This is a genomic window from Candidatus Halobonum tyrrellensis G22 (assembly GCF_000495475.1).
GTDB classification, from domain to species: domain Archaea; phylum Halobacteriota; class Halobacteria; order Halobacteriales; family Haloferacaceae; genus Halobonum; species Halobonum tyrrellense.
Window position 1 is genome coordinate 20,949 of record NZ_ASGZ01000004.1, and the last position, 12,642, is coordinate 33,590.

A 12,642-nucleotide genomic window follows, 5' to 3' on the forward strand; every position below is an offset into this window, starting at 1 on the left:
CGGCGAGACGCCGTACACGCTGTCCGCGTAGCCGCTCGGCGGGACCACGCCGCTCGCCGCCGGCCGACTACTCGACCCGTTCGGAGGCGGGAACCGACCCCGAGCGGGGGCGGTGAGCCGGCGAGCGCGGGCCGCGCTACTGGAGGACGAGGACGAGACCCGTCGTGAACATCAACATCGCGACCCCGCCGAGGATGAGACCGAGGAGGTCAGTGTCGTCCATGTGGACGCTCGGCACCCGAACGGCAAAGGCCCGTCGCTCCGCCGCGCGCCGGCGGGCGGGAGCGGCAAGCGGGGAGCGGTCGAACGGCGCCATCGCAAGCCATATTCGCGGACCTGCCGAACCCGGGACGTGAGCGACACCGACGGCGGTCCCGGCCGGGAGGCGGAGCGCGGCTTCGACGGACCGCGGCTGGTGGTGGCGCTGTACTGCTTGCTCGTCGGCGTCGGCGTCGTCGGCGGCGCGCTGGTCGGCGTGTTCGTCGAGGGGATGACCGCGCCGCACCTGTTCGGCGTGCTCGCGCTCCCCCCGACGCCCGTCGGCTTTGCGGCGTACGGCGGCGTGACCGTAGCGACGATGCTCGGCGTGCCGCTCGCGGGCGTGGTGTACCTCTCGCGCCGGCTGGACGACCCGCACGCGGTCGACGAGTAGCGCGCGGCTCCCCCACGCGACGACCCCGCCCCGTCGACGCGACGAGCGTCCCGCCTTACTCCGCGGCGTCGCCGCCGTACACCCGGTCGACGAGCGCCGCCACGTCGTCCGGTCGCTGTCGGCCCTCGGCGCTCTCGGCCAACTCGCCGCCGCGGAAACAGAGCACCGACGGCGCGGCCGTGAGTTCGTACGTCGAACGGAAGCCCGCCGAGAGTTCGCCGTCGACGCCGGCGACGTCGTGTCCGTCCGGGACGGCGGCGAGCACGTCGTCGAGTTCCTCCTTCATCACGTCACACGGCGCGCAGTTGCGCTTCCACGCGAAGACGACGGCGTCGGGGTGGGCGTCGAGGTACGGTTCGTACGTCTCGTCGTCGAGTTCGGTCAACACGTCGGGGACGGGCGACGGCGGGTGCGCGCCGACGACGAGGTTCGCCATCGTCGCGAGTTCGACCTGGTCGGGGTCGTCGTCGAGGAACGACCGGAGCGCGAGGAACGCGGCGAGTTCCTCGCGGGTGGCGCCGAACTCCTCGATGCGCGCTTCCGCCTCCTCGGGGTCGAGCCAGAACGCGTCGGCGACGCCGTCGCGGAACTCCTCGTCGTCGGCGTCGAGGTAGACGTCACAGTAGGTGTCGTACGCGCGCTGGAACTCCGGTCGCCTGCGGAGTTGGCCGTCCGCCCGCTCGCGGAGGACCTGTAGTTCGACCAGCTGGTTGACGAGCGCCTGCGGGTCGTCGGGGGTCCGTTCGGGGTCGGGCTCGTGGCTCATACGAAGGGTACCGTTCTCGGTGGTCTTCGACTTGACGGACGGGTGGCGGGGCGACGGCCGCGGCAGGGCGGAACGACGCGGGCGGGTCAGGCGAGTTCGTCCGCGACGCCCGCGAGCGCGTCGACTTCGAGCGACGGCTCGCCCCCGACACGCTCGAAGGGGTCGCCGCCGCGGTTCACCCACGCCGTCGCCATCCCTGCGGCGCTCGCGCCCGCCACGTCCCACGCGTTACCCGAGACGAGCCGACAGTCCCCGAGCGGGCGGTCCGCCCGCTCGGCGGCGGCGTCGTACACCGCGGGGTCCGGCTTGAACGTCGACGCCTCGTCGGCGCTGACGATCCGGTCGAGGTGGTCGTCCAGCCCGGCGTTCGACGCGAGCGCCGACAGCATCTCCGGGTCGCCGTTCGACAGCACGGTCACCTCGTGGCCCGCCTCCGAGAGTCGGTCGAGCGTCTCGACGGCGTCCGGATACGGGTCGAGGCGGTCGTACGCGGCCAGCAGCGTCCCGCGCGTCGACTCGTCGGTCGCCACACCCCACTGGTCAAGCGCGTACGCGAGTGCGTCCGCGGTGACCTCGCCGAACGGCCGGTAGGCGTCCATCAGCGCGGCCTGATACGAGTACTGGAGCTGTTTGTCCCGCCACGTTCCGTCGAGTTTCCCGACGAGCGCCTCCGACGCGTCGAGTTCCCGGCGTAGCGCGTCCCGCACGCTGCTCGTGTCACACAGCGTCCCGTACATGTCGAAACAGAGCGTCTCGGTCACGGTCCCGCTCGGGCACCGACGCGGAAACGCCTGTCTTGGTCACTGTGAACAACCCTCACGATTTAGGGGTCTCGACGCCAACGGGGGGTATGGAGATCCGAACGGCCACGACGGACGACGTCGTCGGGATCCGCGAGGTAGCGCGCGCGTCGCTCGACGCGTCGTACGGCCACGTGCTCTCGGCCGACCTGATCGACGACGCCGTGGAGTCGTGGTACGACGCGGACGGACTCGCCGACGACCTCGCGGACGACGACGCGGTGTTCCTGGTCGCTGCCGACGACGGCGACGCGGTGGGGTTCGTCCAGGCGTACTACGTCGACGGCGAGCGGCCGACCGGCACCATCGACTGGCTCCACGTCGCCCCCGACGCCCGCGGGCGGGGGACCGGGACGGACCTGCTCGGCCGGGCGGAGACCGACCTGCTCGACAGGGGGGTCGACCGCATCGAGGGGCGCGTCCTGGTCGCGAACGAGAGCGGCACCGGCTTCTACGAGGAGGAGGGGTTCGAACGGACGCGCGAACGCGAGGTCGACATCGGCGGCGAGGCGTTCCGCGAGCGCACGTACACGAAACTCCCCGGGGGCGACGGACGGCCGGCAACCGAGACGCGGACCGGCGACGACGGGACGACGGTGTACGTGGCGTACGACGAGGGGCAACGCGCGTCGCTCGCCCCCTTCTACGCGACGTACCTCGACACGGACCGAACCGAGCGGTACGGCTACGCCTGCGGCAACTGCGAGTCGCTGACCGTCAGCGTCGACTCGATGGACCGCGTCCAGTGTGAGTCGTGCGACAACCGGCGCAAACCCACCCGGTGGGACGCGGCGTACCTCTGACCGGCGCCGACCGTGCCCGAACGGGAAGGCGACGCGAACGGGGCGGGGAGGACGGCCGCGGCGGCTACTCCTCGTCGAGCGTCGTCTTGATGTCCTCGACGACTTCGGGGTTGCGCAGCGTGGAGGTGTCGCCGATGTCGTCGCCGTTGGCGATGTCCTCCAGGAGCCGGCGCATGATCTTTCCCGAGCGCGTCTTCGGCAGTTCAGGGGTGAACACGACCGCTTCCGGCCGTGCGATCGGTCCGATCGCGTCTTCGACTGCGGTGACGATCTCGTCGCGGAACTCGTCGGACTCCGCCTGGCCGTCCTCGACGATGACGTACGCGTAGACGGCTTCGCCTTTCACCTCGTGGTCGCCGCCGACCACGGCCGCCTCCGCGACGCCCTCGACGCCGACGATGGCCGATTCGATCTCCATGGTGCCGAGGCGGTGGCCCGAGACGTTGAGCACGTCGTCGACGCGACCCAATACCGTGATGTAGCCGTCGTCGTCGACCTTCGCGCCGTCCTCGGGGAAGTACACCCAGTCGGCCATGTCCTCGGAGTCCGTGTCGGAGTACTCCCGCCAGTACTCGTCGACGAACCGTTCGTCGTTGTTGTACAGCGTCCGCAACATCCCCGGCCACGGCTTCTGGACCGTGAGGTGACCCGCCCGACCCGGGTCGACCGCCTCGCCGTTCGTGTCGACGATCTGTGCGTCGAGTCCGGGGAGCGCCGGTCCCGCGGACCCGGGCTTCATCTTCCCGACCCCGGGGAGCGTCGTGATCATGTGCCCGCCGGTTTCGGTCTGCCACCAGGTGTCGACGACGGGACACTCCTCGTCGCCGATGTGCTGGTAGTACCACTTCCACGCCCGCGGGTTGATCGGTTCGCCCACGGTGCCGAGCAGACGGAGACTCGACAGGTCGTGGTCGTCGGGGTACTGGTGGCCCCACTTCATGAACGACCGGATCGCCGTGGGTGCCGTGTACAGTTGGGTCGCCTCGTACTCCTCGATGATCTCCCACAGCCGGTTGCGGTCGGGGTGGTCGGGCGTCCCCTCGTACATCATCGTCGTCGTCCCCAGTGAGAGCGGCCCGTAGACGATGTAGCTGTGGCCGGTGATCCAGCCGATGTCCGCCGAACAGAAGTACGTGTCCTCGGGCTTGATGTCGAGCACCGAGTGTGAGGTCCACGTCACCCACGAGAGATACCCCGCCGTGGTGTGTTTCACCCCCTTGGGTTCGCCGGTGGTACCGGACGTGTACATCAAGAACAGCATGTCCTCGGCGTCGCGGTCGACGGGGTCTATCTCCGCGCCCTCGTGGTCGGCCAACAGGTCGTCCCAGTCGTGTTGGGAGTCGTCCAACTCGTGGCCGTGGCCGTCGTCGCCGAGGCGGTCGACCACGACGGTCGTCGTCTCGTGCTCCACGGAATCGAGCCCCTCGTTTGCTTTCGAGAGGTGGTCGAGGGGGTCGCCGCGGCGGTAGTAGCCGTCGCAGGTGACGAGGTACTCCGAGTCGGCCGCGTTCATGCGGGTGGCGAGCGCCTCCGCGGAGAAGCCCGCGAAGACGACGCTGTGGGGGGCGCCGATGCGGGCGCACGCGAGCATGGCGACGGGGAGTTGGGGGATCATCGGCATGTACATCGTCACCACGTCGTCCTCGCCGACGCCCATCTCGCGGAGCGCCGCCGCACACTCGTTGACCCGTTCGTACAGGTCGCGGTAGGTGAGGGTGACGTTCTCCTCGTCGGTGGGTTCGCCGACCCACTCGATGGCGGGCTGGTCGCCGCGCTCTTCGAGGTGCCGGTCGAGGCAGTTGGCGGAGGCGTTCAACTCGCCGCCGGTGAACCACTCGTAGAAGGGCGGGTTCTCGGCGTCGAGCACTTGGTCGTAGTCGTCGGTCCAGTCGAGCATCGAGGCGGCCCGCTCCCAGCAGTCGGGCCAGTTCTCCTCGAACTCGTCGTAGATGTCCGAATCCGAGACGTTCGCCTGCTCGACGAACGCGGCCGGCGGCTCGAACTCCTCCTGCTCCTCCAGCCGTGCCTCTAGCTCCCCGTTATCATCAGACATAGCTCGTCTACGGTATCCCGATCCTGCATCATAAATCTTTCAACTCCGGGCGACGCCGCCCCGTCTTGCGATTCTCGCTGGGGTTCGCCGCCGCTGTTCGGCGGCCATCCGGGGAGTCGGGCGGCCGCAGACCGACCGGGTGCGCGTCGGTTCGCGGCGACCGGCGGCGGTGTGTGACCCGGCCCGCCGGACGCCGCGGTGTCGTCCGCGCTCGCTCGCGAGCGTCGACCCGGGGGGTTCGACCGCGGGGCGGTCCGAGCGGGTCAGCCCTCGTACGGCGTCCCGCCCAACGGGAGCACGTCCCGTCCCCACGTCCAGTTCGTCACCTCGGCGAAACTCACGTACATCGCGAGCAGGCCGGTGAGGATACCGACCCACCCGCCGAGCGTGACGACGACGCCGACACCCAGGAAGTCGCCGAACCCGAGCAGGAAGAACGTGAGCGCCAGCGTGAGGAACACGCTGAACAGCCCCCAGTTGAGTTTGAACGTGCCGACCCACATGTACGTCGTGAACACGCCCCACATGATCAGCGCGACCCCGAGCGCCTGCGCGCTCACCTCGGGTATCCAGCCGTTGTTCTGGAAGAGGAGCAGGAGCGCGAACCACCACCAGAACGCGCCGTAGCTCGTGAACGCCGTCATCCCGAACGTGTTGCCCGTGCGGAACTCCATCGCGCCCGCCATCAGTTGGATCGTCCCGCCGAACGCGATGGCCATCGGGATCACCAGCATCTCCAGGTCGGCGCCGAACACGCCGGCGTTGACCAGGCTCAACAGCACCGTCGTCAGCCCGAAGCCGACCAGCCCCAGCGGAGCCGGGTTAGCGACCGCCGTCCGGTCAGCCACCGGCGCTCACCTCGCCGTCCGACGGGACCGGCAACGGGACTGTCGACCATGCAGCGCGACCCGCGCGACTCGTCGTCTCCGTGTTCCGTAGCATCGACCGGGAGACGGCTACTGGCTCGCGAAAGATAACGATTGTTGCCGATCGAGACTCAGTCCCACGTCACCCAGACGAGGAAGGCGAGCGCGACGAGTTCGAGGACGCGCAGTCCCCCGATGACGAGGTGCGCGACCGGCGCCTGCGCCGCGATCCACTCGCTGACCAGCGGGTGCCAGTAGAAGAGGTAGAGCGCGGTGGCGTTCTCCGCGAGCAGACAGACCGCGAAGCCGGCCAGCCCCAGCGTGTGTTTCGAGTGGAACTGGAGCCAGTTGCGCCCCCAGACGTACGTGAGACTCGACAGGAGGGCGATGTTGACGGCGGCCGCCGCCCACGTCACGTACAGCCACGAACTCACCACCATGCGTCTGTGCTCACCCTCCGGTAGCCCGCGGGGTCGCTTATAGCCTTTCCAAACTCTCTCCGAACTTCGTCTCCGTTCACTCGAGCGCCTCCATGATCTCCTCGACCGTCTCCCAGTGGTGTCTGGCGCGGTCGGTCGGGAGGTAGACCGCGCCGTAGTCGTCGCCCTGCTTCGCGAGGACGTCGTTGTCACAGAGGACGTCGAGGTGGTGTCTGACGGTGGTGTAATCGAGGTCGAGCTCGTCCGCCAGTCGGTTGGCGTTCCGGGGACGGTCGTCGATGGCACGCAAGATTCGGACCCGGTTGGCACCGCCGCGGGTCCCGGTCAGTACGTACCACAACACCCCCTCCATCGTCGTGCGGAAGACAGCCACCACGAACGTAAGTCCACCGGGACCCGTCGACGTCCCCGAGACCGCCGGGGGACCGGGACCGACGGCGCCACGCGCTCCCCGGGGTCGCGAGCCGGTCACAGCGCCGTCCCGGCCCGCTCGCGGTACGTGCCGAACCGCGAGGCGAACACGTCCATCATCTCGCCCATGGTGGCGTACGCCTTCGCGGCGTCGACGAGAGCGGGGACGGCGTTCTCCCCCGCCTCGACGGCGGCCGCGAGCTCCGACAGCGCCGCCTCGACCGCCGCGTCGTCCCGCTCCGCCTTCACCGCCGCCAGCCGCTCGCGCTGCCGCCGTTGGGCCGTCTCGTCGACCCGGTGAAGCTCCCGCTCGGGGTCGTCGTCGACCGCGTACCGGTTGACGCCGACGACCACCTCCTCGCCCGACTCGACGCGCCGCTGGTAGTCGTAGGCGGCCCCGCGTATCTCGCGGTCGAAGTAGCCGTCCTCGATGCCGGCGAGCACGCCCGCCCGCACGGAGCCGTCGCCCATCTCCCGGATCGTTTCGAGGTACGCCGTCGCCTTCTCGTCCACCTCGTCGGTCAGCGCCTCCACCGCGAACGACCCCGCGAGCGGGTCGACCGTGTCGGCGACGCCCGACTCCTCGGCGATGATCTGCTGGGTCCGTAGCGCCACCCGGACCGCCTCCTCGCTCGGGAGCGCGAGCGCCTCGTCGAACGAGTTGGTGTGGAGGCTCTGGGTGCCGCCGAGGACGCCCGCGAGCGCCTGGATCGTCACCCGAACGACGTTGTTGAGCGGCTGCTGGGCGGTCAGCGACTGGCCCGCGGTCTGGGTGTGGAACTTGAGCCGCTTCGAGGCGGGCCGCTCGGCGCCGTACCACTCGCCCATCAGCCGGGCGTACACGCGGCGGGCGGCGCGGAACTTCGCTACCTCCTCGAGCAGCGAGTTGTGCGAGTTGAAGAAGAAGGAGAGCTGCGGCGCCACCTCGTCGACCGCCAGCCCCCGCTCGCGGGCGTCCTCGACGTACGCGAACCCGTCGGCGAGCGTGAACGCGAGCTCCTGTACCGCGGTCGACCCCGCCTCGCGGATGTGGTAGCCCGACACCGAGACGGGGTAGAACTTCGGCGTCTCCCGGACCGCGAACTCGACGGTGTCGGTCACCAGGTCGAGCGACGGTTCGGGGGGGATCACCCACTCCTTCTGGGCGATGAACTCCTTGAGCATGTCGTTCTGGAGGGTGCCGCGGAGTCGCTCGCGCGGGACGCCCCGTTCGTCCGCGAGCGCGACGTACATCGCGTAGATCACGGGCGCGCTCGGGTTGATCGTAAACGAAGTGGACACCTCCGCGATGTCGATGCCGTCGAACAGGATCTCCACGTCGCGCAGGCTGTCGACGGCGACCCCCTCCCGCCCCACCTCGCCGTCCGCGAGCGGGTCGTCCGAGTCCAGCCCCATCAGGCTGGGCATGTCGAACGCCGTCGAGAGACCGGTCTGGCCCTCCTCGACCAGGTACCGGAAGCGCTCGTTCGTCTCCTCGGCCGTGCCGAACCCCGCGAACTGGCGCATCGTCCACGCCCGCCCGCGGTACATCGTCGGGTACGGGCCGCGGGTGTACGGCTCCTCGCCCGGGAACCCCAGGTCCGCCTCGTAGTCGAGGTCCGCCACGTCGGCGGGCGTGTACAGGCGGTCGACCTCCAGCCCCGAGACGGTGGCGAACCGCCCCTTCCGCTCGTCGGGGTCGTCGGACGCGCCGGCGGCCGTCCCGGTCTCCCACGCGTCGTGCGCCTCCCGGATCGACGCGAGGTCGTCCTCGTCGTACATGCCGGCGTAAAGGTAACGAACGATTATAATGGTTCTGCGGGGCGCGCCGGACGCGAACGCGCGGGGGACGCCGGCGTGCGTGGCTGTCCGTCGGTCGCGCGACCACGGGGCGACCGGCGCAACGAAGGAGGCAAGGCGGTCCCGGACGTACCCGCGGACGAGCGTGCGAGAGTACCAGCGCAAGCAGCTCCTCGAACGCGTCAACAAGGAGGGTGCGACCATCGGCGCGGACATCCCCGACCGGATCACGGTGCAGGGCGAGGAGATCGACCTCCGGGAGTTCGTCTTCGAGATCAAGCGCCGCGACACCGTACCCGAGGGCGAGCGCGACCGGGTCGAGCGGGCCAAGCGCAACCTCCGGCGCGAGCGGCGCGAGCGGCTCGAACGCATCGAGGAGAACGAGGTGGCGTTCGCGGAGGGCGAGCGGCTGGCCGACAGCATCATCGGCATCGACCGGGCGCTCGACGCGCTCGAACAGCTCGGGTCCGCCAGCGTCGAGGACGAGGCCACTCGACAGGAGGCGATGGACCAGAAGCGCTGGATGAACTTCCTCAAGAAGGCGCTCGGGCGGGAGGAGTCCGGCGGCCGGGGGCGCGGCGGGCGCTGACCCGCCGGCTCACCGGCTCACCCCGTGGTGACCGACGCCGAGGGCGTGCCCTCGACAGGGACCGCCAGTCGGACGGTCACGGGGCGGCGCGACCCGGACGACCGACGACGGGCCGGCGCGCGAACCGAACGGGCGTTCCTTCTAAGTCGCCCGCACCCGTTCGGTCGGACGATGCAGAACGCCGAGGTCGCCGCCCTCTTGGAGGAGTACGCCGACCTGCTGGAGGCGAACGGCGAGGAGTACAAACCGAACACGTACCGTCGCGCGGCCGAGAACGTCCGCGAGTACCCCGGCGCGGTCGAGGGCCTCGCGGCCGAGGGGAGCGAGGCCGTCGAGCGGATCGACCGCGTGGGCGAGGCGATCGCCGTGAAGATCGTCGAGTACGTCGAGACCGGCGAGATCGCGGAGTTGGAGGAGCTACGGGCGGAACTGCCGGTCGACATGGCGGCGCTCACGCGCGTCGAGGGCGTCGGCCCGAAGACCGCCGGGACGCTGTACGAGGAGCTCGGGGTGACGACGCTCGACGAGTTGCGCGAGGCCGCCGAGGCGGGCCGGATCCGCGAGGTGAAGGGGTTCGGCGAGAAGACCGAGGAGAGCATCCGCGAGAACGTCGCGTTCGCCCAGCAGGCGGGCGAGCGACAGCGGCTGGGCGACGCGCTCCCGCTCGCGGACGACGCGCTGGGGCTGGTGCGGGGGGTCGACGCCGTCGAACGCGCGGAGGTCGCCGGGTCGATCCGGCGGTGGCGCGACACGATCGGCGACGTGGACGTACTCGCCGCCAGCGACGAGGGCGCGGCGGTCGTCGACGCGTTCACCGACTGGCCGGCCGCCGACGACACCATCGAGGCGGGCGACCAGAAGGCGAGCGTCCGCGCGAGCGGCGTCCGCGTCGACCTCCGGGTGGTCGTCCCCGAGGAGTTCGGCGCCGCCCTCCAGTACTTCACGGGGTCGAAGGCGCACAACCTCGCGGTGCGCAACCGCGCCATCGACCGCGGACTCAAGCTCAACGAGTACGGCATCTTCGACGTTTCGGGCGTCGACGAGGCGGACGCCGACCAGCGCGCGGGCGAGCGCCTCGGCGGCGCCACGGAGGCGGAGATGTACGAGCCGCTCGACCTGCCGGTGTTCCCCCCGGAGATACGCGAGGACGCCGGCGAACTGGCGGCCGCGGACGAGGGTTCCCTCCCGGACCTTCTCGAGGAGGACGAGATACGCGGCGACCTCCACACCCACACCGAGTGGTCCGACGGCGCGAACACCGCCGCGGAGATGGTCGCCGCCGCCGCCGAACGCGGCTACGACTACCACGCCGTCACCGACCACGTCGAAGGACCGGGCGTGTTCGGGAACACGGGGCTGTCGGACGCGGAGGTTCGCGAGCAGATGGAGGAGGTCGAACGGGTCCGCGCCGACGCCGACATCGCCGTGTTCCACGGCGTCGAAGCCAACGTCGACGCCGACGGCGACCTCACCACCGACGACGGCCTGCTCGCGGAGCTCGACGTCGTGGTCGCGTCGCCGCACGCCGCGCTCGGACAGGGAGAGGCGACCGACCGGCTGGTTCGAGCCGTCGAACACCCCGAGGTCGACGTCCTCGGCCACCCGACCGGCCGGCTGATCAACGAACGGCCCGGTCTCGACGTGGACTTCCAGCGGCTCGCGGCGGCCGCCGCCGACGCCGGGACCGCGCTCGAAGTGAACGCCAACCCCGCGCGCCTCGACTTGCACGGCGAGGCCGTCCGCGCCGCCGTCGAGGCGGGCGCGACGATAACGATCAATACGGACGCCCACACGCCCGCGGAGTTCGACAACGTCCGCTACGGCGTCCACACCGCCAGGCGCGGGTGGGCCGAACCCGCGGACGTGCTCAATGCGCGCGACGCCGACGGGGTTCGCGCCTTCCTCGGTGTCGACGGCTGAGATGAGCGGGGCCGTCGACCCGGCCAACCGGGAGCCGCTGTTGCTCGACGCGATGCTCGGGAAGCTGGCGACGTACCTCCGGGTCTGCGGCTACGACGCGGCGTACGCCCTCGACGACGGCGTGGAGGACGACGACCGCCTGCGGGACCTGGCGGCCGCGGAGGGCCGGCGGCTGGTGACGCGCGACCGGGCGCTCGCGGCGTCGACGCCGGGGGCGGTGGTCGTGACCGAACGCGACGTCGAGGGCCAGTTGCGCGAACTCCGCGACGCCGGGTTCGACCTGACGCCGGCGGCCCGCCCGACCCGGTGTGGGGCGTGTAACGGACGGCTCGAACCGGTCGACGCGGGCGACCCCCGCCCCGACTACGCCCCCGACGAGGGCGACGCGCCCGTCTGGCGGTGCGTCGACTGCGGGCAGTGCTTCTGGACGGGGAGCCACTGGGACGACGTGCGAGCGACGCTCCGGCGGCTGTGAGCTATCGGAGCGTCGAGCGGGGTGAGAATGCGCCTCCCGCTACCGGGGCGTCCACTCGTCGCACGCGTCCATGTCCTCCATCACCTCGTCGTGGAGACCGCAGTACGGCTGCATCCCGTCGTCGGTGCGGACGTACTGGAAGTGCGCACAGCTCCCGCAGTAGGCGTCGCCGGCGTTCGCCGGGCGGTCGCCGCCGGCGTCGCCGGCCGCGCGGTCGTTCCGCCGGTCGCCAGGCCCGGCCGGCCCGGGAGCCTCGCGGGACGGCGACCCCGCGCCGGTCCCCTCGTCGCGGAGCGGGCGGACGTCGTCGGCCGTCGCGCCGCCGTCGCTCGCCGTCGCGTCCCCCCGCGTCCGGTCGGCGTCGGGCCACCCCCCGCTTTCGTCGTTGGTCTGGGTCTCGATATCGCCGTCGGGCGTCCCGCCGAGGAAGCCGACGCCGCCGATGCCACCGAGCCCCCCTTTCGCGCCGCCGAGCGACGACTCCGGCACCTCGACCACCCGCGTCTCGCCCTCGCGGGTCACCTCCAGTTTGACCGTGCCGCCGGGGTCGTTGCGCGACTTGAAGTTGGCGACGCCGACGAACAGACACCAGAAGGTGGTGATGACGCCGAGGAAGTAGACGCCGATGGTCGGGAGCGTGAGGTACGGCTCGCCGCAGTTCGACCCGGAGATGTGACACGGGTACGCGTGGACGAACAGCGCGACGCCGAGCACGCCGACGCCCGCGCCGACGACCGCCGCCGCGCGCGTCCGCCGGTCGGCGGGGAGCACCGAGAAGATGCCGAGGAAGACGGCGGGCACGCCCAACCCCCCGAGCGCGATGCCCACCTCGCGCGCGCGGGTGAGTCCAAGCGCCTCCGTCCCCGCCTCCGTCGCCGCGACGCCGATGCCCACGAGGACGAGCAGCGTCCCGAACAGGAACAGCCCCACGCCGAGATACAGCCGCCGGAGGCTCGCGTACTCCCCCATCTGCCCCTCGTACGCCTCCGCGAGACTGGTCATGGGGAGCGGTATGGAACCGACGCACAAAACGGTGCGTCAGACGCGCGTCAGACACCGGCGCGTCGCGCCCCGACGCCCCGGCTCGC

13 protein-coding genes are annotated in these 12,642 nt (G+C 70.9%); 5 read left to right on the forward strand and 8 right to left on the reverse strand.

What is annotated here, in order from left to right:
- Positions 1 to 352 precede the first annotated feature (352 nt).
- Entirely contained in the window at positions 353 to 652 is a 300-nt protein-coding gene (locus K933_RS01585; RefSeq protein ID WP_023392920.1) for a DUF7520 family protein, read from the forward strand.
- Between the two features lie 55 nt (positions 653 to 707).
- On the opposite strand, the gene K933_RS01590 is transcribed toward K933_RS01585, so the two are convergent.
- Together K933_RS01590 and K933_RS01595 are read right to left on the reverse strand one after the other, a co-directional pair.
- Positions 708 to 1,418 carry a thioredoxin family protein gene (locus K933_RS01590; RefSeq protein ID WP_023392921.1) on the reverse strand — a complete coding sequence of 237 codons (711 nt, stop codon included), beginning with the start codon at positions 1,416 to 1,418 and terminating at the stop codon, positions 708 to 710.
- An 86-nt stretch (positions 1,419 to 1,504) separates the two neighbouring features.
- The gene (locus tag K933_RS01595; RefSeq protein ID WP_023392922.1) at positions 1,505 to 2,179 is read right to left on the reverse strand and encodes a haloacid dehalogenase type II; all 675 of its coding nucleotides are present in this window, start codon (positions 2,177 to 2,179) and stop codon (positions 1,505 to 1,507) included.
- A gap of 89 nt (positions 2,180 to 2,268) precedes the next feature.
- Here K933_RS01595 and K933_RS01600 point away from each other — a divergent pair, with 89 nt between their 5' ends.
- Positions 2,269 to 3,021 carry a GNAT family N-acetyltransferase gene (locus K933_RS01600; protein WP_023392923.1) on the forward strand — a complete coding sequence of 251 codons (753 nt, stop codon included), beginning with the start codon at positions 2,269 to 2,271 and terminating at the stop codon, positions 3,019 to 3,021.
- Between the two features lie 64 nt (positions 3,022 to 3,085).
- On the opposite strand, the gene acs is transcribed toward K933_RS01600, so the two are convergent.
- From acs to K933_RS01625, 5 genes are all read right to left on the reverse strand, one after another.
- Positions 3,086 to 5,074, reverse strand: a complete 1,989-nt coding sequence (gene acs / locus K933_RS01605) for an acetate--CoA ligase (RefSeq protein ID WP_023392924.1) — start codon at positions 5,072 to 5,074, stop codon at positions 3,086 to 3,088.
- 263 nt (positions 5,075 to 5,337) lie between these two features.
- Positions 5,338 to 5,922, reverse strand: coding sequence for an acetate uptake transporter (locus K933_RS01610; RefSeq protein ID WP_023392925.1), 585 nt, complete (start codon positions 5,920 to 5,922; stop codon positions 5,338 to 5,340).
- Positions 5,923 to 6,071: 149 nt separating this feature from the next.
- Positions 6,072 to 6,380, reverse strand: a complete 309-nt coding sequence (locus K933_RS01615; protein WP_023392926.1) for a hypothetical protein — start codon at positions 6,378 to 6,380, stop codon at positions 6,072 to 6,074.
- A gap of 76 nt (positions 6,381 to 6,456) precedes the next feature.
- Complete coding sequence (locus K933_RS01620) at positions 6,457 to 6,732, reverse strand: winged helix-turn-helix domain-containing protein (RefSeq protein WP_023392927.1); 276 nt, start codon at positions 6,730 to 6,732, stop codon at positions 6,457 to 6,459.
- A gap of 116 nt (positions 6,733 to 6,848) precedes the next feature.
- On the reverse strand, positions 6,849 to 8,552 hold the full coding sequence (locus K933_RS01625) for an acyl-CoA mutase large subunit family protein (protein ID WP_023392928.1): 1,704 nt from the start codon (positions 8,550 to 8,552) through the stop codon (positions 6,849 to 6,851).
- A gap of 163 nt (positions 8,553 to 8,715) precedes the next feature.
- Here K933_RS01625 and K933_RS01630 point away from each other — a divergent pair, with 163 nt between their 5' ends.
- The 3 genes from K933_RS01630 (at position 8,716) to K933_RS01640 (ending at position 11,554) form a co-directional block, all read left to right on the forward strand.
- Positions 8,716 to 9,159 (forward strand): DUF5788 family protein, encoded by a 444-nt coding sequence (locus K933_RS01630; RefSeq protein ID WP_023392929.1) that lies wholly within the window; start codon positions 8,716 to 8,718, stop codon positions 9,157 to 9,159.
- 171 nt (positions 9,160 to 9,330) lie between these two features.
- On the forward strand, positions 9,331 to 11,079 hold the full coding sequence (polX, locus tag K933_RS01635; protein WP_049947481.1) for a DNA polymerase/3'-5' exonuclease PolX: 1,749 nt from the start codon (positions 9,331 to 9,333) through the stop codon (positions 11,077 to 11,079).
- 1 nt (position 11,080) lies between these two features.
- Positions 11,081 to 11,554 carry a Mut7-C RNAse domain-containing protein gene (locus tag K933_RS01640; RefSeq protein ID WP_049947472.1) on the forward strand — a complete coding sequence of 158 codons (474 nt, stop codon included), beginning with the start codon at positions 11,081 to 11,083 and terminating at the stop codon, positions 11,552 to 11,554.
- Between the two features lie 39 nt (positions 11,555 to 11,593).
- On the opposite strand, the gene K933_RS01645 is transcribed toward K933_RS01640, so the two are convergent.
- Positions 11,594 to 12,556: a DUF7139 domain-containing protein gene (locus K933_RS01645; RefSeq protein WP_023392932.1), complete on the reverse strand. Its 963-nt coding sequence runs from the start codon at positions 12,554 to 12,556 to the stop codon at positions 11,594 to 11,596.
- Positions 12,557 to 12,642: the final 86 nt, after the last annotated feature.

Excerpts from the sequence above, each read along its gene's own strand:
- K933_RS01590 (WP_023392921.1), bottom strand. The coding sequence starts at position 1,418 with ATGAGCCACGAGCCCGACCCCGAACGGACCCCCGACGACCCGCAGGCG.
- K933_RS01600 (WP_023392923.1), top strand. The coding sequence starts at position 2,269 with ATGGAGATCCGAACGGCCACGACGGACGACGTCGTCGGGATCCGCGAG.
- acs (WP_023392924.1), bottom strand. The coding sequence starts at position 5,074 with ATGTCTGATGATAACGGGGAGCTAGAGGCACGGCTGGAGGAGCAGGAG.
- K933_RS01615 (WP_023392926.1), bottom strand. The coding sequence starts at position 6,380 with ATGGTGGTGAGTTCGTGGCTGTACGTGACGTGGGCGGCGGCCGCCGTC.
- K933_RS01620 (WP_023392927.1), bottom strand. The coding sequence starts at position 6,732 with ATGGAGGGGGTGTTGTGGTACGTACTGACCGGGACCCGCGGCGGTGCC.
- K933_RS01625 (WP_023392928.1), bottom strand. The coding sequence starts at position 8,552 with ATGTACGACGAGGACGACCTCGCGTCGATCCGGGAGGCGCACGACGCG.
- polX (WP_049947481.1), top strand. The coding sequence starts at position 9,331 with ATGCAGAACGCCGAGGTCGCCGCCCTCTTGGAGGAGTACGCCGACCTG.
- K933_RS01640 (WP_049947472.1), top strand. The coding sequence starts at position 11,081 with ATGAGCGGGGCCGTCGACCCGGCCAACCGGGAGCCGCTGTTGCTCGAC.
- K933_RS01645 (WP_023392932.1), bottom strand. The coding sequence starts at position 12,556 with ATGACCAGTCTCGCGGAGGCGTACGAGGGGCAGATGGGGGAGTACGCG.